Source organism: Streptomyces sp. NPDC059917 (assembly GCF_042730635.1).
GTDB lineage: Bacteria > Actinomycetota > Actinomycetes > Streptomycetales > Streptomycetaceae > Streptomyces.
Map to the genome: position 1 here is coordinate 28,149 of NZ_JBHWLC010000021.1, position 23,537 is coordinate 51,685.

The 23,537-nt window shown below is 73.2% G+C and carries 24 protein-coding genes; 12 read left to right on the forward strand and 12 right to left on the reverse strand.

Features of this window, described 5'->3' with window-relative positions:
- Nucleotides 1–10 precede the first annotated feature (10 nt).
- The 6 genes from ACFWAR_RS15035 (at nucleotide 11) to ACFWAR_RS15060 (ending at nucleotide 6,108) form a co-directional block, all read left to right on the forward strand.
- Nucleotides 11–322, forward strand: a complete 312-nt coding sequence (locus ACFWAR_RS15035; RefSeq protein WP_385777003.1) for an urease subunit beta — start codon at nucleotides 11–13, stop codon at nucleotides 320–322.
- Nucleotides 315–2,036, forward strand: coding sequence for an urease subunit alpha (locus ACFWAR_RS15040; RefSeq protein WP_385777005.1), 1,722 nt, complete (start codon nucleotides 315–317; stop codon nucleotides 2,034–2,036). Before ACFWAR_RS15035 ends, ACFWAR_RS15040 begins: the two co-directional genes overlap by 8 nt.
- 28 nt (nucleotides 2,037–2,064) lie before the next feature.
- Nucleotides 2,065–2,739, forward strand: a complete 675-nt coding sequence (locus tag ACFWAR_RS15045; protein WP_385777007.1) for an urease accessory protein UreF — start codon at nucleotides 2,065–2,067, stop codon at nucleotides 2,737–2,739.
- A 26-nt stretch (nucleotides 2,740–2,765) separates the two neighbouring features.
- Nucleotides 2,766–3,452, forward strand: coding sequence for an urease accessory protein UreG (gene ureG / locus ACFWAR_RS15050; RefSeq protein ID WP_385777009.1), 687 nt, complete (start codon nucleotides 2,766–2,768; stop codon nucleotides 3,450–3,452).
- Entirely contained in the window at nucleotides 3,449–4,255 is an 807-nt protein-coding gene (locus tag ACFWAR_RS15055) for an urease accessory protein UreD (RefSeq protein ID WP_385777011.1), read from the forward strand. The genes ureG and ACFWAR_RS15055 overlap by 4 nt, the downstream gene beginning before the upstream one ends.
- Nucleotides 4,256–4,515: 260 nt before the next feature.
- On the forward strand, nucleotides 4,516–6,108 hold the full coding sequence (locus tag ACFWAR_RS15060) for an alpha/beta hydrolase (protein ID WP_385777127.1): 1,593 nt from the start codon (nucleotides 4,516–4,518) through the stop codon (nucleotides 6,106–6,108).
- Nucleotides 6,109–6,172: 64 nt separating this feature from the next.
- Here the strand turns inward: ACFWAR_RS15060 and ACFWAR_RS15065 are convergent, their stop codons facing one another.
- The 6 genes from ACFWAR_RS15065 to ACFWAR_RS15090 form a co-directional block, all read right to left on the reverse strand.
- Nucleotides 6,173–6,883, reverse strand: a complete 711-nt coding sequence (locus ACFWAR_RS15065; RefSeq protein ID WP_385777013.1) for a lysophospholipid acyltransferase family protein — start codon at nucleotides 6,881–6,883, stop codon at nucleotides 6,173–6,175.
- 100 nt (nucleotides 6,884–6,983) lie between these two features.
- A complete protein-coding gene (locus ACFWAR_RS15070; RefSeq protein ID WP_385777015.1) occupies nucleotides 6,984–7,142 on the reverse strand; it encodes a hypothetical protein in 159 nt (52 codons plus the stop codon).
- Between the two features lie 32 nt (nucleotides 7,143–7,174).
- Nucleotides 7,175–8,131, reverse strand: coding sequence for a cytochrome c oxidase assembly protein (locus tag ACFWAR_RS15075; RefSeq protein ID WP_385777017.1), 957 nt, complete (start codon nucleotides 8,129–8,131; stop codon nucleotides 7,175–7,177).
- A 92-nt stretch (nucleotides 8,132–8,223) separates the two neighbouring features.
- A complete protein-coding gene (locus ACFWAR_RS15080) occupies nucleotides 8,224–9,252 on the reverse strand; it encodes a 6-phosphofructokinase (protein WP_385777019.1) in 1,029 nt (342 codons plus the stop codon).
- Nucleotides 9,253–9,439: 187 nt separating this feature from the next.
- On the reverse strand, nucleotides 9,440–10,168 hold the full coding sequence (locus tag ACFWAR_RS15085) for a glutamine amidotransferase (protein WP_354381934.1): 729 nt from the start codon (nucleotides 10,166–10,168) through the stop codon (nucleotides 9,440–9,442).
- 27 nt (nucleotides 10,169–10,195) lie between these two features.
- Nucleotides 10,196–11,434, reverse strand: a complete 1,239-nt coding sequence (locus ACFWAR_RS15090; protein WP_354381933.1) for a MurT ligase domain-containing protein — start codon at nucleotides 11,432–11,434, stop codon at nucleotides 10,196–10,198.
- A 113-nt stretch (nucleotides 11,435–11,547) separates the two neighbouring features.
- Here ACFWAR_RS15090 and def point away from each other — a divergent pair, with 113 nt between their 5' ends.
- The gene (gene def, locus ACFWAR_RS15095; protein WP_385777021.1) at nucleotides 11,548–12,096 is read left to right on the forward strand and encodes a peptide deformylase; all 549 of its coding nucleotides are present in this window, start codon (nucleotides 11,548–11,550) and stop codon (nucleotides 12,094–12,096) included.
- A gap of 39 nt (nucleotides 12,097–12,135) precedes the next feature.
- Here the strand turns inward: def and ACFWAR_RS15100 are convergent, their stop codons facing one another.
- Nucleotides 12,136–12,792 (reverse strand): TetR family transcriptional regulator, encoded by a 657-nt coding sequence (locus ACFWAR_RS15100; protein ID WP_385777022.1) that lies wholly within the window; start codon nucleotides 12,790–12,792, stop codon nucleotides 12,136–12,138.
- A gap of 204 nt (nucleotides 12,793–12,996) precedes the next feature.
- Here ACFWAR_RS15100 and ACFWAR_RS15105 point away from each other — a divergent pair, with 204 nt between their 5' ends.
- Nucleotides 12,997–14,226: an acyl-CoA dehydrogenase family protein gene (locus ACFWAR_RS15105; RefSeq protein WP_385777024.1), complete on the forward strand. Its 1,230-nt coding sequence runs from the start codon at nucleotides 12,997–12,999 to the stop codon at nucleotides 14,224–14,226.
- On the opposite strand, the gene ACFWAR_RS15110 is transcribed toward ACFWAR_RS15105, so the two are convergent.
- Nucleotides 14,223–14,693: an SRPBCC family protein gene (locus ACFWAR_RS15110; protein WP_385777026.1), complete on the reverse strand. Its 471-nt coding sequence runs from the start codon at nucleotides 14,691–14,693 to the stop codon at nucleotides 14,223–14,225. The two genes, ACFWAR_RS15105 and ACFWAR_RS15110, sit on opposite strands and share 4 nt — an antisense overlap.
- Nucleotides 14,694–14,848: 155 nt before the next feature.
- On the opposite strand from ACFWAR_RS15110, the gene ACFWAR_RS15115 reads away from it, so the two are divergent.
- On the forward strand, nucleotides 14,849–15,034 hold the full coding sequence (locus tag ACFWAR_RS15115; RefSeq protein ID WP_330329229.1) for a DUF5999 family protein: 186 nt from the start codon (nucleotides 14,849–14,851) through the stop codon (nucleotides 15,032–15,034).
- 170 nt (nucleotides 15,035–15,204) lie between these two features.
- Here the strand turns inward: ACFWAR_RS15115 and ACFWAR_RS15120 are convergent, their stop codons facing one another.
- Together ACFWAR_RS15120 and ACFWAR_RS15125 are read right to left on the reverse strand one after the other, a co-directional pair.
- Nucleotides 15,205–17,229 (reverse strand): ATP-binding protein, encoded by a 2,025-nt coding sequence (locus tag ACFWAR_RS15120; protein WP_385777028.1) that lies wholly within the window; start codon nucleotides 17,227–17,229, stop codon nucleotides 15,205–15,207.
- 172 nt (nucleotides 17,230–17,401) lie between these two features.
- On the reverse strand, nucleotides 17,402–18,382 hold the full coding sequence (locus ACFWAR_RS15125) for a fibronectin type III domain-containing protein (RefSeq protein ID WP_385777030.1): 981 nt from the start codon (nucleotides 18,380–18,382) through the stop codon (nucleotides 17,402–17,404).
- A gap of 288 nt (nucleotides 18,383–18,670) precedes the next feature.
- On the opposite strand from ACFWAR_RS15125, the gene ACFWAR_RS15130 reads away from it, so the two are divergent.
- Nucleotides 18,671–18,865 carry a hypothetical protein gene (locus ACFWAR_RS15130; protein WP_385777032.1) on the forward strand — a complete coding sequence of 65 codons (195 nt, stop codon included), beginning with the start codon at nucleotides 18,671–18,673 and terminating at the stop codon, nucleotides 18,863–18,865.
- 137 nt (nucleotides 18,866–19,002) lie between these two features.
- Nucleotides 19,003–20,571, forward strand: coding sequence for a hypothetical protein (locus tag ACFWAR_RS15135; RefSeq protein WP_385777034.1), 1,569 nt, complete (start codon nucleotides 19,003–19,005; stop codon nucleotides 20,569–20,571).
- A gap of 13 nt (nucleotides 20,572–20,584) precedes the next feature.
- On the opposite strand, the gene ACFWAR_RS15140 is transcribed toward ACFWAR_RS15135, so the two are convergent.
- The gene (locus ACFWAR_RS15140) at nucleotides 20,585–21,229 is read right to left on the reverse strand and encodes a cytochrome b/b6 domain-containing protein (protein WP_385777036.1); all 645 of its coding nucleotides are present in this window, start codon (nucleotides 21,227–21,229) and stop codon (nucleotides 20,585–20,587) included.
- Entirely contained in the window at nucleotides 21,213–21,878 is a 666-nt protein-coding gene (locus ACFWAR_RS15145; protein ID WP_385777129.1) for a molybdopterin-dependent oxidoreductase, read from the reverse strand. Before ACFWAR_RS15145 ends, ACFWAR_RS15140 begins: the two co-directional genes overlap by 17 nt.
- Nucleotides 21,879–22,341: 463 nt before the next feature.
- On the opposite strand from ACFWAR_RS15145, the gene ACFWAR_RS15150 reads away from it, so the two are divergent.
- Nucleotides 22,342–23,466 carry an MFS transporter gene (locus ACFWAR_RS15150; protein ID WP_385777131.1) on the forward strand — a complete coding sequence of 375 codons (1,125 nt, stop codon included), beginning with the start codon at nucleotides 22,342–22,344 and terminating at the stop codon, nucleotides 23,464–23,466.
- Nucleotides 23,467–23,537: the final 71 nt, after the last annotated feature.

Sequence of the window (23,537 nt, forward strand, 5' to 3'; positions counted from 1 at the left end):
TACCCCCCCCATGATCCCCGGCGAAATCCGCTTCGGGGACGGTCCGGTGCGCCTCAACGAAGGCCGCGCCGTCACCCGTCTCACCGTGCTCAACGCTGCCGACCGGCCCGTCCAGGTCGGCTCCCACTACCACTTCGCCGAGGTCAACCCCGGCCTCGACTTCGACCGGCCGGCCGCCCGCGGGCTCCGGCTGAACATCGCCGCCGGTACGGCCGTCCGCTTCGAGCCGGGCATCCCGGTCGCGGTGGAACTCGTACCGCTCGCCGGTCGGCGCGTGGTGCCGGGCCTGCGCGGGGAGATCGGGGGGCCGCTCGATGGCTGAGCTGACCCGGCAGCAGTACGCCGACCTCTTCGGGCCGACCACCGGTGACCGGATCCGGCTGGCCGACACCGACCTCTTCGTCGAGATCGAGGAGGACCTCAGCGGCGGCCCCGGACGCTCCGGCGACGAGGCCGTCTTCGGCGGCGGCAAGGTGATCCGCGAATCGATGGGCCAGGCCCGCACCACGCGTGCCGAGGGCGCGCCCGACACCGTGATCACCGGCGCGGTCGTGCTGGACCACTGGGGCGTCGTGAAGGCCGACATCGGCATCCGCGACGGCCGGATCTGCGGCATCGGCAAGGCGGGCAACCCCGACACCATGGACGGGGTGCACCCGGCCCTGGTCATCGGCCCCGAGACCGAGGTCATCGCGGGCAACGGGAAGATCGTCACCGCGGGCGGCATCGACACCCACGTCCACTTCATCTCGCCGACGATCATCGACGAGGCCCTCGCCTCCGGGATCACCACCCTCGTCGGCGGCGGCACCGGCCCCGCCGAGGGCTCCAAGGCGACCACCGTCACCCCCGGACCCTGGCACCTCGCCCGGATGTTCGCGGCGCTGGAGGACTCCCCGGTCAACATCGGGCTGCTCGGCAAGGGCACCACGATGTCCCGCGACGCCATGTACTCCCAACTGCGCGGCGGGGCGCTCGGGTTCAAGATCCACGAGGACTGGGGCGCCACCCCCGCCGTCATCGACGCCTGTCTGGGCGTCTGCGACGAGACGGGCGCGCAGGTCGCCATCCACACCGACACCCTCAACGAGGCCGGGTTCGTCGCCGACACCCTCGCGGCCATCGGCGGGCGGACCATCCACTCGTACCACACCGAGGGGGCGGGCGGCGGGCACGCGCCCGACATCATCACCGTGGTCTCCGAGTCGAACATCCTGCCCAGCTCGACCAATCCCACCCGGCCGCACACCGTCAACACCATCGAGGAACACCTCGACATGCTGATGGTCTGCCACCACCTCAACCCCGCGGTCCCCGAGGACCTCGCCTTCGCCGAGTCCCGGATCCGCCCGTCCACCATCGCCGCCGAGGACGTCCTGCACGACCTCGGAGCCATCTCGATCATCTCCTCCGACGCCCAGGCGATGGGCCGGATCGGCGAGGTCGTCATGCGGACCTGGCAGACCGCGCACGTGATGAAGAAGCGGCGCGGCTTCCTGCCGGGCGACGGGCCCGCCGACAACCACCGGGCCCGGCGCTACGTCGCCAAGTACACGATCAATCCGGCCGTCGCCCAGGGCCTCGCCCGCGAGATCGGCTCCGTGGAGACCGGCAAGCTCGCCGACCTGGTGATCTGGCGGCCCGCCTTCTTCGGGGTCAAGCCCGAAGTGGTGGTCAAGGGCGGGCAGATCGCCTACGCGCAGATGGGCGACGCCAACGGCTCCATCCCCACCCCGCAGCCCGTGCTGCCCCGGCCGATGTTCGGCGCCACCGGTCGCTCCGCCGGCCACAACTCGCTGAACTTCACCTCCCGGCCCGCGCTCGACGACGGCCTGCCCGAACGCCTCGGCCTGGCCAAGCCCTTCGTGGCGATCGAGAGCACCCGCAAGGTCACCAAGGAGGACATGCGCAACAACGACGCGCGCCCCCGCGTCGAGGTGGACGCGGACACCTTCACCGTGACCATCGACGGCGATGTCGTGGAGCCCGCGCCCGCCGCGGAACTGCCCATGGCCCAGCGTTACTTCCTCTTCTGATGGGGACCTTCGAGAGCGGACCGCCGCGATGAGCCGGGCCGCCCTGCTGGTGCTCGCGGACGGACGCTTCCCCGCCGGGGGCCACGCGCACTCCGGCGGGGCCGAGGCCGCCGTCAAGGCGGGCCGGATCCACGACGACCGCACCCTGGAGGCCTTCTGCCGGGGCCGGTTGCACACCGCCGGGCTGGTCGCGGCGGCCCTGGCCGCCGCGGCCGCCCTCGGCATGGATCCGGCCGTACTGGACGCCGCCGCCGACGCCCGGACGCCCTCGCCCGCGCTGCGGGCCGCCGCGCGCCGACTCGGTCGCCAGCTGCTGCGCGCCGCCCGGGCCACCTGGCCCTCGGCGGAACTCGAAGCGGTGGCCGCGGCCTTCCCGCGCGGGGCGCACCAGCCCGTGGTGCTCGGCGTCACCGCGCGGGCCGCCGGGCTCGGGCCGCTCGATGCCGCGCACGTGGCGGCGTACGAGGCCGTCGGGGGTCCGGCCACCGCGACCGTGCGGCTGCTGGGCCTGGACCCCTTCGAGGCGAGCGGGGTGCTGGCCCGGCTGGCCCCGGCCATGGACGAGGTCGCCGACCGGGCGGCGGACGCCGCGCGCCTCGCGCTCTCGGCCGGGGCGGGGGCGCTGCCCGCCGCCTCCGCGCCCCTGCTGGACATCGCCGCCGAGGCGCACGCGGCCTGGCCCGTACGCCTCTTCGCCTCCTGAAAAACCACCCTCCCAAGGAGTCCTCCATGCACCTCGACCACGCCGGGACCTTCCCGCACCGGCACAGCCACAGCGCCGCTCCGCTGCGCGCCGACGGCTCGCGCCGGGCGCTGCGCATCGGACTCGGCGGTCCGGTCGGCTCCGGCAAGACCGCCACGGTCGCGGCGCTCTGCCGGGAGCTGCGCGCGGAGTTCTCGATGGCCGTCGTGACCAACGACATCTACACCCGCGAGGACGCCGAGTTCCTGCTGCGCGAGGCGGTGCTGCCGCCCGAGCGGATCGCCGCCGTCGAGACCGGCGCCTGCCCCCACACCGCGATCCGCGACGACATCTCCGCCAACCTGGAGGCGGTGGAGGAGCTGGAGGACGCGATCGGTCCGCTCGACCTGGTGCTCGTCGAGTCCGGCGGCGACAACCTCACCGCGACCTTCTCGCGCGGGCTGGTCGACGCGCAGATCTTCGTGATCGACGTGGCCGGCGGCGACGACATCCCGCGCAAGGGCGGCCCCGGCGTGACCACCGCCGACCTGCTCATCGTGAACAAGACCGACCTGGCCCCCTACGTCGGATCGGACCTGGACCGGATGGCGCGCGACGCCGCCGACCAGCGCGGCGAACTCCCGGTCGCCTTCCAGTCGTTGCGCGGACCGCAGGGCGTGGGCCCGGTCGCCGCGTGGGTGCGCGAGCACGTCGCGGCCTGGGTGTCCCGGTGACCACGGCCACGGCCCCCACCGCGGCCCCCGCGCCGCCCGTACCGGCCTCGGGGCTGCGGGCCACGGCCCGCATCCGCGCCGAGGCCGACGGCCGCGGCGGCACCGCCCTGCCGCTGCTCCACGGGGAGGGCCCCTTCGCGCTGCGCCGGACCCGGGGGAGCGGCCCCGGGGAGGCGCGGGTCACCCTCGTCGGCGCGATGAGCGCACCGCTCGGCGGCGACCACCTCACCGTCGAGGCGAGCGCGGGCCCCGGCGCCCGGCTCGCCCTCGGCTCGGCCGCGGCCACCCTGGCCCTGCCCGGCCGCGGCGGGGCGCCCGCGCTGTACGAGACCTCGCTGACGCTGGAGGAGGGCGCGGCCGTGCGCTGGCTGCCCGAGCAGCTGGTCTCGGTCGCGGGCAGCGACCTGTGGGTGCGCACCCGGGTGGAACTGGCCGCCACCGCCCGGCTGGTGCTGCGCGAGGAGCAGGTGCTCGGGCGCACCGGCGAGGCGCCGGGCCTGCTGCGCAGCCGGCTCACCGTGCGCCGCGCCGGGTCGCCCCTGCTGGACCAGGAACTCGCCTGCGGCCCCGGCGCCCCCGACGGCTGGGACGGCCCGGCCGGGCTGGCCGGTCACCGGGCCCTCGGTCAACTCCTGATCGTCGACCCGGCCTTCGCGGCGGACCCGCCCGCCGCCGCGCCGCTCGGCCCGCTGGCCGCCGTCACCCCGCTGGCCGGGCCCGCCGTGCTGGTCACGGCCCTGGCGGCGGACGCGCTGGCGCTGCGCGAGGTGTTGGACGGGGCGCTGCGCACGTACGCCCCGTGACGGCGGATCCCGTGTCCGGACGCCGGGACGGACCGGGACCCCGCTCAGCGGTACACCTGAATCCGCATATCGGGTTGGCAAAGAACCCGACCGCGCTCTGTTGTCGCGTATAGGTCAGGCGCGAAGATCCCCCTGCACGTCGTCCGAAGTCGGCCGCCCACGGCGGCACCTGACGCAGGGGGAACAACCACGTGATACGCAACGCAGCGCTGGGGAGCGCTGCCGCTCTGATCGCCGGTACGCTCACGGCCGGCCTCGTCATGGCCACACCCGCCGCCGCCACCGACAACCGGTCCTACGGGATCCCGGAGTCGGTCGGCGTCGAGATCGCCGCCGCCCGCGCGGCGCACACCGGGATCGACTGGAAGGCCTGTCCGGCCGACTGGGGCTTCGAGGCCCCGATCCAGTGCGGCTACGTCAAGGTCCCGCTCGACTACGCCAAGCCCTTCGGCAAGACCATCGACCTCGCGGTCGACCGGATCGGCAGCACGGGCACCCCGCAGGAGCGCCAGGGCGCCCTGATCTACAACCCCGGTGGTCCCGGCGGCTCCGGCATGCGCTTCCCGCGCCGTGTCACGACCAAGAGCCCGCTGTGGGTCAACACCTCCAAGGCGTACGACTTCGTGGGCTTCGACCCCCGCGGCGTCGGCCACTCCGCGCCGATCTCCTGCATCGACCCGCAGGAGTTCGTCAAGGCCCCCAAGGCCGACCCGGTCCCCGACTCGGTCGCCGACAAGAACGCGCAGCGCAAGCTGGCCGCCGAGTACGCGGACGGCTGCAAGGCCCGCAGCGGCGAGATGCTGCCGCAGATGACCACGCCGAACACCGCGCGCGACCTCGACGTCATCCGCGCCGCCCTCGGCGAGAAGAAGCTGAACTACCTCGGCGTCTCCTACGGCACCTACCTGGGCGGGGTCTACGCGACCCTCTTCCCGACCCACGTGCGCCGCATGATCGTCGACTCCGTGGTCAACCCGGACCAGGACAACATCTGGTACCAGGCCAACCTCGGCCAGGACGTGGCCTTCCAGGGCCGCTGGAACGACTGGCAGGACTGGGTCGCCAAGAACGACGCGTCCTTCCACCTCGGTGACACCCGCGCCAAGGTCCAGGCCCAGTACGAGGCCCTGCGCGCCAAGGCCAAGGCCAACCCGATCGGTGGGGTCGTCGGTCCCGCGGAGCTGATCGGCTTCTTCCAGAGCGCCCCGTACTACGACTCCTCGTGGGTGCCGGTCGCGACGACCTTCGCGGCCTACGTCGCCGGTGACACGCAGGCGCTCGTCGACGCGATCGCCCCGGACATGTCCGACACCAAGGGCAACGCGACCGCGGAGAACGGCAACGCCGTCTACACCGCCGTCGAGTGCGCGGACGCCAAGTGGCCCACCAGCTGGGCCAAGTGGGACCGGGACAACAGCAAGCTGCACGAGAAGTACCCCTTCCTGACCTGGTCCAACGCGTGGATGAACCTCCCGTGCGCGACCTGGAAGGCCAAGCAGTCCACCCCGATCGAGGTCGGTGCCAAGCGCGGGCTGCCGCCGGTGCTCATCGTCCAGTCCGAGCGGGACGCGGCCACGCCGTACGAGGGCGCGGTCTCGCTGCACCGCCGGCTCGCCGGCTCGCGCCTGATCACCGAGCAGAACGCGGGCTCGCACGGTGTCACCAGCCTGGTGAACCCCTGCATCAACACCCGGGTGGACACCTACCTGCTCACCGGCAAGGTCGACGCGCAGGACGTGAAGTGCGGTCCGCACGCCACGCCCGTCGCCCCGGCCCCGACCGCCGCGAAGTCGCTCGCCAAGAGCGCGGCGTCCGACCTGCCGGCGCTCGAGGAGCTCCCCGCCGTCCGCTGAGGACGAGAGGTCCCTGCGGTCCGCCCCCGGGCGGACCGCAGGGGGAACGGTCCGTGGAGAAGGCTCAGCGCCCCGTGCGCCGGGCCTTCTTCCGCGTCTCCTCCGCCTCGGCCTTGACCTCGGCCGCGTACCGGTCGACGTACTCCTGACCGGACAGGCCGAGGACGGCGTACATGATCTCGTCGGTGACGGCGCGCAGCACGACGCGCTCGTTCTCCATCCCCTCGTACCGGCTGAACTCCAGCGGGGCGCCGAAGCGGATCGTCACCCGCCGGATCTTGGGGATCTTCTGTCCCGGCGGCTGGATCTCGAAGGTGCCGACCATCGCGCAGGGGACGACGGGCACCCCCGCGCCGAGCGCCATCGCGGCCACGCCCACCTTCCCCTTGTACAGCCGCCCGTCGTGCGAACGGGTGCCCTCCGGGTAGATGCCCAGCAGCTCGCCCTTGGCCAGCACCCCCAGCCCCTCGCGCAGGGCCGCCCGGCCCGCGTCCTTGCCGGTGCGGTCGACCGGGATCTGGCCCGCGCTGCGGAAGAAGGCGGCGGTGAGCCGCCCCTTGAGGCCGGGGCCGGTGAAGTACTCGGCCTTCGCGAGGAAGGTGATCCGGCGCCCCAGCACGGCGGGCATCAGGAAGTGGTCCGAGAAGGACAGGTGGTTGCCCGCCACGATGGCGGCGCCTTCGGACGGAATGTGCTCCATGCCCTCGATCCGCGGCCGGAACAACAGGCGCAGCAGGGGTCCGAGGAGCACGTGCTTGAGCAGGTGGTAGAACATCCGGCCGCTCCCGTCGACGTCCTGCGGTCACCGCCATCCTACGGACAGTCAGCTGCCGGACGGCAGAGGCGGGCGCGCGGCAGCCCGCGGACGGGGCGGATCAGGTGTTGCGGGAGACGGCCATCGCGGCCGTCAGCAGTCCCAGGAGGACCCAGCCGAACCACAGCCACCCATTACTGCCGAGGGCCACCGAGTACCCCGCCACCGCCACCAGCGCGGCACAGGTCATGACGGCCATCGCCTTCACAGATCCGGTCATGCCCCATGGTGGCGCGCCAGGGGGCCCCGGCGCTACTGTCCACGCGCTTGGAGGGAGGCCAGATATGCGTTGTAGGCCGCCAGCTCCTTGTCGCCGTCCCGGTCGGCCGCGCGGTCGGAGCGCTTCGCGGCCCGCTGCTCGGAGTGGTACCACTGGTAGACCAGCGCGATCAGGACCAGCACGGAGGGGATCTCGCTGAACGCCCAGGCGATGCCGCCGCCCCACTGCTGGTCGAGCAGCGGGTCGATGCCGAGGCTCGCGGGCGGGCTGGAGTACGTCTTGATCATCGGCTCGCTCGCCATCATCAGCGCGATGCCGAAGAAGGCGTGGAAGGGCATGCCGGCGAAGAGTTCCAGCATCCGCATCACGTATCCGGGGCGGTGCGGGCCCGGGTCCACGCCCATGATCGGCCAGAAGAAGATCAGGCCGACGGCGAGGAAGTGCACCATCATCGCGATGTGCCCGGCCTTGGACCCCATCAGGAAGTCGAAGAGCGGGGTGAAGTACAGGCCGTAGAGGCTGGCGATGAACATGGGGATGGTGAACACCGGGTGGGTGATCACCTTCATGTAGCGGCTGTGCAGGAGCATCAGCAGCAGCTCGCGCGGACCCTTGTGGCCGCGGGCCGCGGGCACCAGCGCGCGCAGGGCCAGCGTGACCGGCGCGCCGAGCAGCAGCAGGATCGGGCTCAGCATGCTGATGACCATGTGCTGGACCATGTGCACGCTGAACATGACCATGCCGTAGTCGTTCAGCTTGGTGCACATCACCAGCATCACGGTGAGCACGCCGATGGTGAAGGCCACCGTCCGGGCCACGGGCCAGGAGTCGCCGCGCCCGCGCAGGCGCAACACGCCCCACAGGTAGAGGCCGAGCCCGATCAGCGAGCCGAACAGGAAGAACGCGTCGAACGAGAACTCCAGACCGCGCCCGAGGGTGAACGGCGGCAGGCCACCCATATCCATGCCGTCGTGCGCGAGAAAGTTCATGCGTGTACTCCCTTGACCTGTGGTGCCCCACCACAGTAGTGCCGCCCCCGGTCGCAGCTGCGTCCGGGGGCGGGGTCAGAAGGGGGGAAAGATCACAGAACGGTCTCCGCCTCCGCGTACCGCTCGGCCGGGACCGTCTTGAGCGTCTGGGTGGCCTCGCCCAGCGGGACCATCACGATGTCGGTGCCGCGCAGGGCCGTCAGCATGCCGAACTCGCCCCGATGGGCCGCCTCCACCGCGTGCCAGCCGAAGCGGGTGGCGAGCACCCGGTCGTACGCCGTCGGCGTGCCGCCGCGCTGGACGTGGCCCAGGATCACCGGACGGGCCTCCTTGCCGAGGCGGTCCTCCAGCTCGACGGCGAGCCGGTTGCCGATCCCGGCGAAGCGCTCGTGGCCGTAGATGTCGGTGCCGCCCTGCTCGAAGGACATCGAGGAGCCCTCCGCGGGCTTGGCGCCCTCGGCGACCACGACGATCGCGAACCGCTTGCCCGCCGAGAACCGCTCGCCGACGATGGCCGTCAGCTCGTCGATGTCGAAGGGCCGCTCCGGCACGACGATCGCGTGGGCGCCCGCGGCCATGCCCGAGTGCAGGGCGATCCAGCCGGTGTGGCGGCCCATGACCTCGACCACCATCACGCGCTGGTGCGACTCGGCGGTGGTCTTGAGCCGGTCGAGGGCCTCGGTGGCCACCCCCACGGCCGTGTCGAAGCCGAAGGTGACATCGGTCGAGGAGATGTCGTTGTCGATGGTCTTCGGCACGCCGACGATCGGCAGTCCGGCCTCCGCGAGCAGGTGGGCCGCCTTCAGCGTGCCCTCGCCGCCGATCGGGATGATCGCGTCGAGGCCGAGGTCCGCTACGTGGCCGCGGGCCGTCTCGACCCCGCCGCGCAGGTGCGCGGGCTGGACCCGGGAGGAGCCGAGGATGGTGCCGCCGCGGGCCAGGATGCCGCTCACGGCGTCCAGGTCCAGCTTGCGGTAGTCGCCCTCCAGGAGGCCCTTCCAGCCGTCGAGGAAACCGATGACCTCGTCGCCGTGGTCGACGACGGCGCGGTGCACGACGGAGCGGATGACGGCATTCAGGCCGGGGCAGTCGCCTCCGGAAGTGAGCACACCAATGCGCATGGCAGGCAGGACCTTTGCAACGTGGGCCGATGACCGGACCACGTCGTCCGGTTGGAACTACCGCCACCCTACAATCGGATGCCCGCCGGACTGAACCATCCTCCACATGCTGGTCAGATCAGTCGTACGAACGCACGTCGGCCCGGATCCCCCTAGGGGAATCCGGGCCGAACGGGTGGTGGCGCGGCTAGGCGGGCTGCGTCGCCGAGGCGATGCGCTCCGCGCGCAGCGCCTCGTACCAGCGGTCGTCGACCGGCGGCAGCGCGTTCACGTCGAGGGCCAGCTTCAGCAGCAGGTCCGCGATCAGCGGGTTGCGGGCCATCACGGGGCCGTGCATGTAGGTGCCGAAGACGGTGTCGTTGTACGCGCCCTCCGTGCCGTCGCCCGTGCCGTTGCCGCGGCCCATGCTGACGCGGGCGAACGGGCGGGCGGTCGGACCGAGGTGCGTGACGCCCTGGTGGTTCTCGAAGCCCGTCAGCTGCGGCAGGCCGAGCCGCGGGTCGATGTCGCCGAGGACGTCGCCCACGCAGCGCTCGCCCTCGCCGCGCACGGTGACCACGTCCAGCAGGCCGAGGCCCTGCTGGCGCTCGCCCATGTCGTTGACGAACTCCTGGCCGAGGATCTGGTAGCCGGCGCAGACGGAGAAGACGATCGCCCCGTTCGAGACGGCGCGCTCCAGACCGCCGTCGCGCACCAGCCGCTCCGCGGCCAGTCGCTGGGGCCGGTCCTCGCCGCCGCCGATGAGGTAGATGTCACCGGAGGTCGGGATCGGCTGGTCGCTGCGCACGTCCACGCGCTGGACGTCCAGACCGCGCAGCCGTGCCCGGCGCTCCACGACCAGGGCGTTGCCCTGGTCTCCGTACGTGCTGAGCAGGTCGGGGTAGACCCACACCAGACGCAGGCTGTTGTCGCTCATGCTCTCGTGTCCTCTGGGGTATGAGTACTAGTTGCCGACGCGGCGGCGCACGTCCTGGAAGGCGGTGTAGTTGGCGATCAGCTCGATCTGGCCGGGAGGCGCCAGCTGGACGGCCTCGTCGAGGGTCTCGCAGACGCGGAAGTCCAGCCCCGCGACCTCCAGACGGACCGCGAGGTCGAGCTTGCGGTCGCCGATCACGAAGATCGGGTGACCGGCGAGGCGCGGGTAGTCCACGTCCCACAGCCAGGAGGTGTCGGTGCCGTCGGCACCGCGCGCGTTGACCGAAAGGATCACCGGCGTGGGCGGCGGGTCGATCAGGGAAAACGTTTCGAGCCAGCCCGCGGGGTTCTTCGCGAGCAGCAGGCGCAGCTCGCGGCCCTGGAAGGAGACCACGTCGTAGCGGCCGGCCACGGCCTGCACCTGGTACATGCGCTCCAGGGCCACCTGCGGGGGAACCCCGAAGACGGCGGCGACGGCGGCCGAGGTGGCGGCGTTCGCCTTGTTGGCGCGGCCCGGCAGCTGGAGGTGGATCGGCCAGGCGCTGCCGTGCGGGTCGAGCACGTGGTCGCCGCTGAGCACCCAGGTCGGGCTGGGGCGGCGGAAGCCGCACTCGCCGCAGAACCAGTCGTCGCCCGGACGCTGCATCACGCCGCCGCAGGAGGGGCACGACCAGGCGTCGTCCTTCCACTCCTGGCCGGCCGCGACCCACACCACGTTCTGCGACGAGGACGCGGACCACACGATCAGGGGGTCGTCGCAGTTCGCGACGATGACCGCCTTGGAGCCCTGGAGCCCCTCGCGCCACTTCTCCGCGAGCATGCGGGTCTCAGCGGCGCGGTCCAGCTGGTCGCGGCTGAGATTCAGGAGCGCGATCACCTTCGGCGTCACGTCCCGGGCCACGCCCGCGAGGTACTTCTCGTCGACCTCGATCACGCCGTACTTGGCGTCGCTGCCACCGGCCAGCGCCGACGTGATGCCCGCGGGCATGTTGGCGCCCAGCGCGTTGGACACCACGGGCCCGCTGGCGCGCAGGGCCTCCGCGATCAGCCGGGTCGTCGTCGTCTTGCCGTTCGTTGCCGACACGAGGACGACATCGAGATGCTGTGCCAGCGCGCCGAGAAGATCGGGATCGAGCCTGAGCGCGACCTTGCCCCCGATCACCGATCCGCTTCCGCGTCCCGCGGCCCGCGACACCGCCGCCGCGGCCTTGCCCGCCGTCACGGCCAGCTTGGCCCGCGGCGAAAGCGGCTCTGTGTTGCCTGCCATCGTCCCTCGTCCTCCTTGCGTCGGTCGGCCCCAGCCTATCCAGAACCGGTGGGAGCCCTGACCGCGGCGCCCACTGAATCCCTCATATAGTCGCTCCGCGTACCCTTATCGCCATGCGACAGCGTCCGATCCCCGGCAATTCAGGCCTCGTCCGCACCATGAGCCTGCTCGGCGATCCGGTGCTCCACTCCGCCTGCGCGGAGGTCACCGACTTCGGTCCGGCCCTCGACCGGCTCATCGAGGACATGTTCGCCACGATGTACGCCGCCCAGGGCGTGGGCCTGGCCGCGAACCAGATCGGCGTGAACCAGCGGGTCTTCGTCTACGACTGCCCCGACGACGAGGACGTCCGCCACGTCGGCCACGTGGTGAACCCGCGCCTCGTCGAGGCCGACGGGCTGGAGCTGGTCGGCCCCGAGGGCTGCCTGTCGCTGCCCGGTCTGGAGGCCGGGACGGTCCGCTTCGACCGCGCGGTGGTCGAAGGGGTCACCTCGGACGGCGCGCCGGTGCGGATCTGCGGCACCGGGTTCTTCGCCCGGTGCCTCCAGCACGAGTGCGACCACCTCGACGGTGGCGTGTACGCGGACCGGGTCACCGGCCTGCGGCTGCGCCGCCTGCGCCGCGCGATCCGCCGGGCGCCCTGGTCGGCTCCCGCCTCCTGAGCGCCCGCCGCGGTACGCGCCCCCGCGCCGCGGGACCTTTCAGAAGCCGGGGCCGTCCGGGCGGTTGCCCGCGGTCGCCAACCGGCCCCAGAGCAGGTCGACCAGGTCGCTGACCAACTCGGCCCGCTCGCAGGGCCGCTCGCCGAGCCACCAGTCGCCGGCCGCGTGCATCATGCCGACGATCCCGTGGCCCCACACCCGGGCCAGCCGCTCCCCGCCGGGGCCCAGGTCCACCCGCTCCGCGATCACCTGGGCCAGCTCCTCGCCGAGGCGGCGCAGCAGCGGCGCCGAGTGCAGGCCGACGTCGAAACCGCGCTCCGCGGTCTGCGGGTCCTCGGCCGGGTGCATCAGGAACCGGTAGACCTGCGGGCGCGCCTCGATGGCGGAGAGGTAGGTGTCGAGGGTGGCCTCTACCCGGCGCCGACGCTCGGCCGGTGCGTCCAGCGCGGCGCGCAGGGAGTCCAGGAGCGCGTCGGTGTGGCGGACGGCGAGGGCCTGGTAGAGGCCCGCCTTGTCGCCGAAGTGCCGGTAGAGGATGGGCTTGGTGATGCCCGCCTCGGCCGCGATGGCGTTCATGGAGGCCCGGGGGCCGTCCCTGAGGACGACGCGGTCGGCCGCTTCGAGCAGCTCCCGCCGCCGGTGCTCGGACGATCCTTGGTGGCCGCCTGCCGGGCCGGCCTGCCGCGTGGTCTCCATGACGTGTTTCTCTCCCCGCCCTTGCGATGTGCTCGACGCCCACGCAACGTAACACCCCGCACACCCGGTCGGCCGAATCGGCGGCGGTGGTGGGCGGCCGCTCCTGGTTGACAGTGGCTACCCGCCAGTAACACACTGTGCTCACTGTTCGATGTTACCGCGAGTAACGTCATGGGCTCGACAAGCACAGCTGGAGGGGACGACATGGCGGAGTTCACCATGGATCTCAATGAGGACCAGAAGCAGGTGCGCGACTGGATCCACGGCTTCGCCGCCGACGTGATCCGGCCCGCCGCCGCGGAATGGGACGAGCGCGAAGAGACTCCCTGGCCCGTCATCCAGGAGGCCGCGAAGGTCGGCATCTACTCCCTCGACTTCTACGCGCAGCAGTTCTTCGACCCGACCGGCCTCGGCATCCCGATGGCCATGGAGGAGCTGTTCTGGGGCGACGCGGGCATCGCCCTGTCGATCGTCGGCACCGGGCTCGCCGCCATCGGCGTCGTGGCCAACGGCACCGAGGAGCAGATCGGCACCTGGATACCCCAGATGTACGGCACCCCGGACGACGTGAAGGTCGCCGCCTTCTGCTCCTCCGAGCCGGACGCCGGCTCCGACGTCGGCTCGATGCGCACCCGGGCCGTCTACGACCAGGCCAAGGACGAGTGGGTGCTGAACGGCACCAAGACCTGGGCGACCAACGGCGGCATCGCCAACGTCCACATCGTCGTCGCCGTGGTGGACCCGGAGCTCGGCACCAAGGGGCACGCCTCCTTCATCGTGCCGCCGAACACCCCGGGCCTGTCCCAGGGCCAGAAGTTCAAGAAGCACGGCATCCGCGCCTCGCACACCGCCGAGGTGGTGCTGGAGGACGTCCGGATCCCCGGCTCCTGCCTGCTCGGCGGCAAGGAGAAGCTCGACGAGCGCCTCGCCCGGGCCCACGAGCGGGCCCGCAGCGGCGGCGGGGAGCGCGTGAAGAACGCGGCCATGGCCACCTTCGAGGCCTCCCGGCCCGCCGTCGGCGCGATGGCGGTCGGCACGGCGCGGGCGGCGTACGAGGTGGCCCTGGACTACGCGAAGACCCGCACCCAGTTCGGCCGCCCGATCATCGACAACCAGGGCGTGGCCTTCCAGCTCGCCGACATGCGCACCTCCATCGACGCGGCCCGGCTGCTGGTGTGGCGGGCGTCGTGGATGGCGGTCGCCGGCAAGCCCTTCACCTCGGCGGAGGGCTCGATGTCGAAGCTCTTCGCGAGCGAGGTCGCCAAGAAGGTCACCGCGCAGGCCGTGCAGATCCTCGGCGGCAACGGCTTCACCCGCGAGTACCCGGTGGAGCGGATGCACCGGGACAGCGCGATCTACACGATCTTCGAGGGCACGAGCGAGATCCAGCGCCTGGTGATCGCGCGGACCCTCTCGGACATGCCGATCCGCTAAGCCGCGGACCCCTCGTCCCTGCTGCGGGCGCCGTCCCGCAGCAGGGAGTCGATCACGCGGGCGAAGAGGCGGCGGCCCGCGGCGGCGACCGCCGGATCGAGCGTGCGGGGCAGGCCCCGCACGCGCAGTTCCTCGTGCCAGCGGACCTCCGCGCCGCCCGTCGGCAGCGGGTGGACCTCGATCCGAGCCCAGCCCCGCACCACGCCCCCGAGCTTCTCCAGTCGGACGGTGCCCGCGCCGCCCTCCGTCGGGGGCCGCCAGAGCGTCACTTCCATCGGGTCGTCGAATGTGACCCCGGCCACACCCGTGCGGGCCGTGAAGCGGGTTCCGACGCGGGTCGGCGGCGCCGTCGTGATCACGGTCCGGGTCAGCGGCACCCGCGCACCATGGCGTTCCCAGTCGGTGAGCCGGTGCCACGCCTCCGTGGCGGGCAGCGGCGTGCGGCGCAGGATCCGGATAACGGGCATGAGCGCATCGTAATCGGGCATACACATCCTGAACTGGACCTCGAATATGGGTTCCGTCCGGGGGCGGTGATCGGTAATACTCCTCGCCACCGTGGATCGCGGAATCGACCGGTTGACCATCGGCCCTCCCGCCCCACCCTGCGATGAGGTGCGCCATGTGCTCCCACCAGCCCCCCTGCCCGACCGCTGACAGCGCCGATCACGACGCCGCCCGCACGGTCGCCTTCCACCCCGAACAGGGCTGGAGCCTGCTGTGCAACGGCGCCGTGGTCTTCGACGACACCGGTGAACTGCTCCCCGACGGCCGTACGGTGGCTCCCCGCCGACCGGCCCTGGTCTGAGCGAGGAGGCAGCATGCGCCAGCAGCTGATCCGCAAGCCCGTCCCGAAGCCTGCCCCCCGCGACCTCGACCTGCGCACCCCGTCCGGCCGGCCCCTGCCGTACTGACGCCCGTGCGAGCCGCCCGCGCCCGCCGCCGGGTCGCCGATGCCCGCCCGGGGGGCATCGGCGCTCAGCCGGTGGGCGCCGCCGCGCCGCCGCGGAAGGCGTCCTCGTAGGCCTCGTCCCCGATCGCCGCCCGCGCGCGCCGCTCGCCCTCGTCCCGCAGGGCCAGCAGCGAGGGCGAGCCGCCCATCTGGGGGTGGCCGACCGTCCGCCACCACGCCTGGCCGGTGCCCAGCAGCCGGGCCGCCAGTTCCCCGTCGCCCAGCCCCGCCACCGCGGCCGCCAGCACGTCCAGGCCCAGCGCGATCCCCAGCCGGTCGCCCAGCAGCCGTTTGCCCGAGAGCATCGCCCGCACGTGCCGGGCCGCCTCCCCGTGGTGGCCGAGCCCGAGCGCCGCCACCGCCAGGACGTAGTCGGCGTAGGCGCGCAGCCAGCGGTCGCCCAGCTCCGCGCAGGCCTCGCCCAGCCCCCGGGCCTCCTCGGCCGCCTCCTCGAACCTGCCCAGGTCGCACAGCGCGTACGAGGCCGACAGGCGGCACAGCAGCCAGCCCGGCCCGCTGGTGCGCCCGCCGTGCCCGGCCCGGGCCCGCGGACCGGCCAGCTCCAGCGCCCGCCGCGGGTCCCCGGGCATCAGCAGGGACACCGACAGCAGGTACGCGGCCCGTAGCTCCGGTTCGGGGTCCGCCAGGAGGACGGCCGCCTCGACGCACCGCGCGCCCAGCGCCTGGGCGGTGGGCATCTCCCCCTGGAGCATCGCGGTGAGACCGAGCGCCCAGAGCGCCTGGAAGTGCGCCGTCCCGGCCCTCGGGGCCCCCCGCAGCGCCCGCTCCAGGAAGCCGCGGCCCTCGTGCGTGTGCCCGCAGGAGAACCAGAAGAACCACAGCGCCCCGGCCATCTCCAGGGCCGTCGCGGGGTCGCTGCCCAGCAGGTGCTCCAGGGCGGTGCGCAGCTGTGCGTGTTCGGCGGTCATCCTGCGGTACCAGTCGACCTGGCCCGGGCCGAGCCAGCCCGCGTCGGCGGCCCGGGCGAGGGCCGCGTACCAATGGGCGTGCCGATCGGCGAGCGTGCGCACCTCGTCGAGCTCGATCAGCCAGTCGTGCCCGTACTCGCGGATCGTGTCCAGCATCCGGTAGCGGGTCCCGCTGCCCCGCTCCTCGGTGCGCCGCACCACCGACTTCGCGACCAGGGCGGCCAGCACCCGCTCCACCCGGGCCGGTGGCAGCGGCCCGCCCGAGCACACCGCCCGGGCGGCCGTCAGGTCGAAGTCCCCGGCGAAGACCGACAGCCGTGCCCACAGCAGCCGCTCCACCGGCGCGCACAGCTCGTGGCTCCAGCCGATCGCCGTCCGCATCGTGCGGTGCCGCGGCTGGAGTCCGCTCAGCGGGTCGGACAGCACCTCGAAGCGCGCGTCCAGGCGCTGGGCCATCTCCTCCAGGCTCCACAACCGCATCCGGGCGCCGGCGAGTTCGAGGGCGAGCGGGATCCCGTCCAGGCGCCGGCAGACCTCGGCGGCGACGGCGGCGCGCCGGGGATCGGCGAAGGCGGCCGCGGTCTCCGGCGCGGCGGCCAGGGCACGTTGGCGGAAGAGGGCGAGCGCGTCGCTGTCGGGTCCCTCGGCGGGCAGCGGGCGGACCTCGACCAGCATCTCGCCGGGGGAGCCCAGCGGTTCGCGGGAGGTGACCAGGACGGTGAGGCCCGGGGCGGACTGGAGGAGTTCGCCCACCAGGTGGCGGCAGGCGGCCACCAGGTGTTCGGCGGTGTCGAGGACCAGGAGCAGCTCCTTGTCCGCCATCCAGGCGCAGAGCTCCTCGTCGGGGGAGCGTGCGGAGTGGTCGGAGAGCCCCAGGGCGTGGGCGACGGTGGAGGTGAGCAGCTCCGGATCGCGCAGGGGCGACAGCTCCACCCACCAGATTCCGTCGCGGTGTCCCGGGGGCAGGGCGTGCAGGGCGCGCAGGGCCAGCCGGGACTTGCCGACGCCTCCGACACCGGTCAGCGTGGTCAATCTGCGCTCGCGCAACAGCGCTTCGATGAGGTCGAGTTCGCGCTCCCGACCGACTAACGCCGCCGTCTCCGGCGGCAGGTTCCCCGGCACGGAGGCAGAGTCTGGCCGAGGGTCGCCGCCCGGCGGACCGGACTGACCGCTGTTGATCGAGTACTCACCGAACACGGAAGTATTGTGCGCGATCCGCGTTCGTGGCAGTGCCGTTCGGTGAAGATCGCGGAAGATCACGCGCGGCCGCGGGGGTCCGCGCGGGCGCGGGGGCTCAGGCGAGCGGGACCCGGCGCTCCGCCGAGAAGGACCCCCAGTTGCCGTCGGGCAGCCGTGCGCGCAGCTTCAGCGACCAGACCGTACCGGCCGGTTCGGCGACGCTGAGCTGATACTCGGCCCGCCCCGCGGGCACCGCGCCCGCACCGAACTGGATGATGGTCGTGGGCCGTTCGTTGACGTACAGCTGGTACTCGGCGGTGGGCTGCCCGGTGTCGGGCGGGTTCCAGGACAGCGCGACGGAACCGGGCGCAGCGGTCGCGGTGAAGTCGGCGGGCGCCGTGCTCGGGCCCTTTCCCGTGGCGGTGGCGGTGGTGACGTCCACCGGCGGGCTGTCGGGCGAGGAGTTGTCGGCGCCGTCGCGGGCGCGCACGGTGAAGGTGTAGACGGTGTCCGGCTGCAGGCCCGTCAGCCGGGTGCCGGTCTCCGCGGCGCCGGCGGTGTGGATGCGCACCCCGCCCTGGTAGACGTCGTAGGCCGTCACGCCCGTGTCGTCGGTGGCGGGGGACCAGGAAAGGGCGGCGGCGCGGGCGCCGTCCGGGCGGCCGGACGCGCGCGTCGGTGCCGTCGGCGGCCGGTGGTCCTCGGCCTTGGCGGCCCCCGTGGTGACGGTGGCCGCGGCGCTGGGGGCGGAGAGGTTCCCGGCGGCGTCCTGGGCCCGCACGGTGAAGGAGTACGCCGTCTGCGGAGTCAGGCCGGTGAGGTCCACCATCGTCTTCTCGGCCGGGACCTCCCGGACCACGGCCGAGCCCTGGAGCACCTGATACCGCGTCACGCCGTCGCGCGCGTCGGCGGATCGCCACATCACGTGCACGGAAGTGGCGCTCCCCGCCTGGGCGGTGAGCTCGGAGGGCGGCGCGGGGGGCCGCGTGTCGGGGGAGCCGCAGGCGGTGAGGGCGGCGAGGGCGGCGACGGCCAGGCAGCGGGCGGCCGTTCCGGTGGGGGAGGTGGCTGCGGTGGGGGAGGCGGGGCGGCGCAAGGGGGCGTCCTCACGGGGTGTCGGTGCGGCGCCGTCCGGGTGGGGCCGGGGCGGGTGGGGGCCGCCATCGGCGCCGCAAAGGTCTAGACATATATGGCACGCGCTCCGCCCCCGCGGCAAGACCCCGGGTGCCGGCGCCGCTCGACGGCCCTCGAACGCGGCCCGTATGCACGCCGATCGCTGATCCACCGTTGTCACACACGGTCAACACCCGTATGGCGGACGCGCGTTTCACCCGAAGGCACCGCCCGCTGCGCCACCATGGCGCCGCGCACAAGGAGGTGCCCGATGGTGATTTCGCTTTCCGTGGTCGTCCTGCTCGTCGTCCTCGCGTCGATCTTCGTACGCAGTGGCGGCCTCAAGTTCTCGCACGCGCTGGTCTGCGTGCTGCTCGGCTTCTACCTGGCGAGCAGCAGCATGGCCGCGACCATCCACAACGGCCTCGCGGCCACGGCGCAGGTGGTCGGCGACCTCAGGCCCTGACCGGCGTCGCGCGCGGGCGAATCATCCCGCCCGTGCATGGACTCCTCCGGTCGCCCGATCTACCGTCTGGCCCGCGCGATGTCGGGCACGCCGTCAACGGGACGGAAGAGGGACGCAGTACGGAGGAGGAGGCGCCGATGGTGCGAAGGGCGCTGAACTGCGCGGTGATTCCGGCCGTCGCCGTCGTCGTGGCGATGTACGGGATCTCCCCGACGCGGGCCGACGCGATACCCCAGGCGCCCGGCCACCGGCTGGTCAGCCACTACGACGGCAGTCCCGCGACGGCCGAACCGGTGCCCGGCCAGGCCCCGCCCCAGCACCCCTTCCTCGCGCCCAACGGGCGCAGCGGGATGCACGCCGACGCGGCGGGCAGCGCCACCTACCCCTGGTCCGGTCCGCTCGGCAGGAACCCCGAGGTCACCAGCGAGAAGATCGCCGCGCTCGGCGGCGAGTGCGCCACGGCCACCTTCGACGCGGCCGGCCGCCTGGTCACGGTCTGCGGCACCTTCTCCGGCTTCGAGGTCAAACTGCTCGACCCCCGCTCCCTCGCCACGCTCGCGGAGTACCGACTCCCGCAGCGCTCCTCGACGGTCGAGGCGATCACCTCGCTCGACTTCTCCAAGATATTCAAGGACACCTCGGGCGGCGCGTACTTCTACCTGGACGACCAGGACCGGGCGGTGCTGGCCGACGCCCGCCAGCACGTCCTGCGCCTCGCGCACGGCCAGAACCCCGACGGCAGCTGGAAGTTCACCGTCGTCGACGACTGGGACCTCACCGGTCAGGTCCCGCACGACTGCGTGAGCTGGACCCACCTGCGACCCCGTGGCGCCTGCGATCCGCTCACCTCGGTGATGCCCGACTGGCAGGGCCGCATCTGGTGGGTCACCCGGCAGGGTCGTGTCGGCACCCTCGACCCGGCGACCGGGGCGCTGCGCTCCGTCCGGCTGGAGGGCGAGGAGATCCAGAACTCCTTCTCCGTCGCCGAGGACGGCGTGTCGATCGTCTCCGACCACGCGCTCTACAGCTTCCGCGCCACGGCCGACGGCACCCCGCAGGTGCAGTGGCGCCAGACCTACGACCGCGGCAGCGGCACCAAACCCGGCTCCGTGAACCAGGGTTCGGGCACCACCCCGGACCTCTTCGGCGACGGCTACGTCGCCATCACCGACAACGCCGACGACCGGATGAACGTCCTCGTCTACCGGCGGGGCGTCGACGTCCCGGCCGACCGGCGGCTCGTCTGCAAGGTCCCGGTCTTCGGCTCCGGCGCGTCCACGACCGACAACTCCCTGATCAGCTGGGGCAACAGCCTCGTCGTCGAGAACAACTACGGCTACGAGAACCTCACCACCCTGGTGCGCGGCAGGAGCGTCGTCGGCGGCGTCAGCCGGGTCGACGTCCGGCCGGACGGCAGCGGCTGCGACACCGTGTGGGAGAGCGGGATCCGCTCGCCCTCGACCGTGCCCAAGCTCTCCACGGCCAACGGGCTGCTCTACTTCTACGAGAAGCAGCCCAACGCCTGGGGGATCGACGCCTGGTACCTCAGCGCCGTCGACTTCCGCACCGGACAGCGCCGCTGGAGGCGATTGACCGGCACCGGACCGCTGTACGACAACAACTGGGCGCCGATCACCATCGGCCCCGACGGCACGGCGTACGTCGGCGTCTTCAACGGCATCGTGGCCGTCCGCGACGGCGGCTGAGCGGTCCGCCCGCTCAGTCCTCCCGGTCGTCCGGGATCCGCCACAGCGGGTGTTCCCGCCGGGCCCAGTCCCGGTCCACCGAGCCGGTCCGCATGCCGCGCCGGGACTCCGGATCGGCCAGCGCCTTGCCCACGTGCGCGGCGAGCACCACGCCCAGGGCCAGCGCCAGCCAGTCGTGGACGAAAGTGGCCGCCGTCCGCCAGCGCAGGGGTGCGAAGCCCGTCACCCACATGAGCAGCCCGGTCCCCAGCATCACCAGGACCGCCCCGGCCAGCCAGCTTGCGTACACCTTCTGCCCGGCGTTGAACTTCCCGGCCGGGCGCGGGCTCCACCGGTCCCGGCGCAGCGCCGCCCGCAGCCACGCCCCGTCGTGCGGGCCGAAGCGGTTGAGCCGCCGCAGATCGCCGCGGAAGGTTCGCGACGCCAGCCCCAGCAGGAAGGGCGCCGGGAGCAGCAGCCCGGACCACTCGTGCACGGTGACGACGAGGTGGCGGCGGCCGACCAGCTCGGCGAGCGGGGAGAGGTACAGGCAGGCGGCCGAGGCCACGCACAGGCCCATCAGGACGCCGGTGGCCCGGTGCACCAGGCGCTGGGAGCGGCCGAACCGGCGCACCCGCGGAGCGGCGGTCGCCGCGGCGGCCTCAGACGGTAGGGGCATCGTCGCGTCCGTTCGATTTTCCGACCCAGGCGTCGACGTCGTAGCCGAGGCGTTCCCAGTAGCCCGGTTCCACGTCCCGGGTCACCGTGATGCCGGAGAGCCACTTCGCCGACTTGTAGAAGTACATGGGGGCGGCGTAGAGCCGGACCGGACCGCCGTGGGTGTGGCCGAGGGGCTGGTCCTGCATGCGCAGGGCCACCAGCACGTCGTCGCGCCGGGCCTGCGGCAGGGTCAGGCTCTCGGTGTACGCGCCGTCGAAGCAGGTGAACCGGATGGCCCGGGCCTGCGGGCTGACACCGGCCGCGTCCAGCAGCCGGTACAGCGGCACCCCTTCGAAGGGGGTGTTCGGGACCCGCCAGCCCGTCACGCACTGCACGTCGCGCACGACCCGGGTCTGCGGGAGCCGACCGAGGTCGTCCAGGGTGTACGTGGCCGGGCGCTCGACCATGCCGTCCACGGTGAGCCGGTAGTCCCCGGGGCCGCGCCGGGGGACGGAGGAGGCCACCGAGTAGTAGCGGAAGCCGCCGCCGTTGGGCAGCAGGGAGGTGATCCCGGTGGGGTCCTTGTCGGCGGTGGCCCCCAGGACCGATTCGAAGCCGCGCTGGAGGACGGGGGCGGCGGCCAGGCCCACGGCGCCGAGGCCGACCATCCCCAGGACCACGCGGCGGCCGACCGGGGAGCCCCGGCCGTCCGGATCGGGGCGCTCGGGGTTCGGGCGCTCGGGGTCCCGTCCGTGCTGTTCTGTGCTCACCCGGCGATTCGACCACCGTCGCCCGCCCGGCACCAGGGTCGGCGGCCCGCCGTCAGGATTCCGTCATACCTCGTGTCGCGGGAGCGCGAGGGGTGGTGTTGCGTCCCCCGATGCCAACACCACCCGCTCACGCACTCCGCTCCCCGAGCCTAGGCAGGGGCGGCCTCCACGGCTGTGCACTGCGTGCAGCGATCCTTGACGATCTGCGCAGCGGGTGCGCGCGCAGTGCGCGGAGGGCGCGCGGAGCCGGGCCGGGCTCCCGGGCGGGGCGCGGGCCCGCTCGTACGATGCGCAGGTGATCAACGCCGCACCGCGCCGCAGACCCGGGTACTTGGCCGCCGCGGCCGTCTTCGCCGTCGGCATGATGGGCACCACGCTGCCGACCCCGCTCTACGGGATCTACCGCGAGGAGATCGGCTTCTCCACCTTCGTGGTGACCGTCGTCTTCGCCGTCTACGCGGTCGGCGTGCTGGCCGTGCTGCTGCTCGCCGGGGACTACTCCGACCGGGCCGGGCGGCGGCCGGTGCTGCTGGCCGCGCTCGCGCTGTCGGCGGCGAGCGCCGTCTGCTTCCTGGCCGAGCACGGGCTGCCGCTGCTCTTCGCCGGGCGGCTGCTGTCCGGCTTCGCCGCAGGGCTGCTCAGCGGCACCGCGACCGCCACCGTCATCGAGCTGGCCCCGCCCGAGGGGCGGGCCCGGGCCGCCTTCGCCGCGACCGCCGCCAACATGGGCGGCCTCGGCTGCGGACCGCTGGTGGCCGGGCTGCTCGCCGAGTACGCCCCGCACCCGCTCGCCCTGCCCTTCCTGGTGCACCTGGCGCTGCTCGTGCCCGCGGCGGTGGTCGTGCTGCTGCTGCCCGAGACCGTGGAGCGGCCCGACCGGCGCGCCCGGCCGCATCCCCAGGGGCTGCGCGTACCGCCCGGGGCGCGGTCGGCGTTCGCGCTCTGCGCTCCGGCCGCCTTCGCCGGCTTCGCGCTGCTGGGGCTGTTCACGGCGGTGGCGCCCACCTTCGTCGCGCAGACCCTCGACGTCACCAACCACGCGGTGGCGGGGGCCATCGTCTTCTCGGTCTTCCTGGCCTCCACCGCGGGCCAGTGGGCCGCGGGTCGGCTGGAGGCGGAGCGCGCGCTGCCGCGCGGGCGGCTGCTGCTGGTGGCCGGGCTGGCGCTGGTCGCCGCCTCGCTGGCGGTGGAATCGCTGCCGCTGCTCGTGGTGGGCGGCGCCCTCGCCGGGGTCGGCCAGGGCATGGCCTTCCGCGCGGCGGTGGCGACCGTATCGGCCGCGGCTCCCGCGGAGCAGCGGGGCGCCACGATCTCCACGCTGTTCGTCGTCGCCTACTGCGGGATCTCCCTGCCCGTGGTGGGCGTCGGGGCGCTCACCCTGTGGCTGGGCCTGCGGGGCGCGGGCCTGGTCTTCACGGCCTGTGTCGCGCTCACGGCGGCGGCCGGCCGCCGCAAGGGCGACCGGCCGCGATCCGGCCCGCACTGAACGAGGGGCTTCCCCGGTCGGAGGTGCGCACCGCGAGGTCCGCCCCGACCGGAGGCGCGCCCCGGCGGTGG

Coding starts and splice junctions, on each gene's coding strand:
- ACFWAR_RS15035 (WP_385777003.1), top strand. CDS start 11: ATGATCCCCGGCGAAATCCGCTTCGGGGACGGTCCGGTGCGCCTCAAC.
- ACFWAR_RS15040 (WP_385777005.1), top strand. CDS start 315: ATGGCTGAGCTGACCCGGCAGCAGTACGCCGACCTCTTCGGGCCGACC.
- ACFWAR_RS15045 (WP_385777007.1), top strand. CDS start 2,065: ATGAGCCGGGCCGCCCTGCTGGTGCTCGCGGACGGACGCTTCCCCGCC.
- ureG (WP_385777009.1), top strand. CDS start 2,766: ATGCACCTCGACCACGCCGGGACCTTCCCGCACCGGCACAGCCACAGC.
- ACFWAR_RS15060 (WP_385777127.1), top strand. CDS start 4,516: ATGGCCACACCCGCCGCCGCCACCGACAACCGGTCCTACGGGATCCCG.
- ACFWAR_RS15065 (WP_385777013.1), bottom strand. CDS start 6,883: ATGTTCTACCACCTGCTCAAGCACGTGCTCCTCGGACCCCTGCTGCGC.
- ACFWAR_RS15070 (WP_385777015.1), bottom strand. CDS start 7,142: ATGACCGGATCTGTGAAGGCGATGGCCGTCATGACCTGTGCCGCGCTG.
- ACFWAR_RS15075 (WP_385777017.1), bottom strand. CDS start 8,131: ATGAACTTTCTCGCGCACGACGGCATGGATATGGGTGGCCTGCCGCCG.
- ACFWAR_RS15080 (WP_385777019.1), bottom strand. CDS start 9,252: ATGCGCATTGGTGTGCTCACTTCCGGAGGCGACTGCCCCGGCCTGAAT.
- ACFWAR_RS15085 (WP_354381934.1), bottom strand. CDS start 10,168: ATGAGCGACAACAGCCTGCGTCTGGTGTGGGTCTACCCCGACCTGCTC.
- ACFWAR_RS15090 (WP_354381933.1), bottom strand. CDS start 11,434: ATGGCAGGCAACACAGAGCCGCTTTCGCCGCGGGCCAAGCTGGCCGTG.
- def (WP_385777021.1), top strand. CDS start 11,548: ATGCGACAGCGTCCGATCCCCGGCAATTCAGGCCTCGTCCGCACCATG.
- ACFWAR_RS15100 (WP_385777022.1), bottom strand. CDS start 12,792: ATGGAGACCACGCGGCAGGCCGGCCCGGCAGGCGGCCACCAAGGATCG.
- ACFWAR_RS15105 (WP_385777024.1), top strand. CDS start 12,997: ATGGCGGAGTTCACCATGGATCTCAATGAGGACCAGAAGCAGGTGCGC.
- ACFWAR_RS15110 (WP_385777026.1), bottom strand. CDS start 14,693: ATGCCCGTTATCCGGATCCTGCGCCGCACGCCGCTGCCCGCCACGGAG.
- ACFWAR_RS15115 (WP_330329229.1), top strand. CDS start 14,849: ATGTGCTCCCACCAGCCCCCCTGCCCGACCGCTGACAGCGCCGATCAC.
- ACFWAR_RS15130 (WP_385777032.1), top strand. CDS start 18,671: ATGGTGATTTCGCTTTCCGTGGTCGTCCTGCTCGTCGTCCTCGCGTCG.
- ACFWAR_RS15135 (WP_385777034.1), top strand. CDS start 19,003: ATGGTGCGAAGGGCGCTGAACTGCGCGGTGATTCCGGCCGTCGCCGTC.
- ACFWAR_RS15140 (WP_385777036.1), bottom strand. CDS start 21,229: ATGCCCCTACCGTCTGAGGCCGCCGCGGCGACCGCCGCTCCGCGGGTG.
- ACFWAR_RS15145 (WP_385777129.1), bottom strand. CDS start 21,878: ATGGTCGGCCTCGGCGCCGTGGGCCTGGCCGCCGCCCCCGTCCTCCAG.
- ACFWAR_RS15150 (WP_385777131.1), top strand. CDS start 22,342: ATGATGGGCACCACGCTGCCGACCCCGCTCTACGGGATCTACCGCGAG.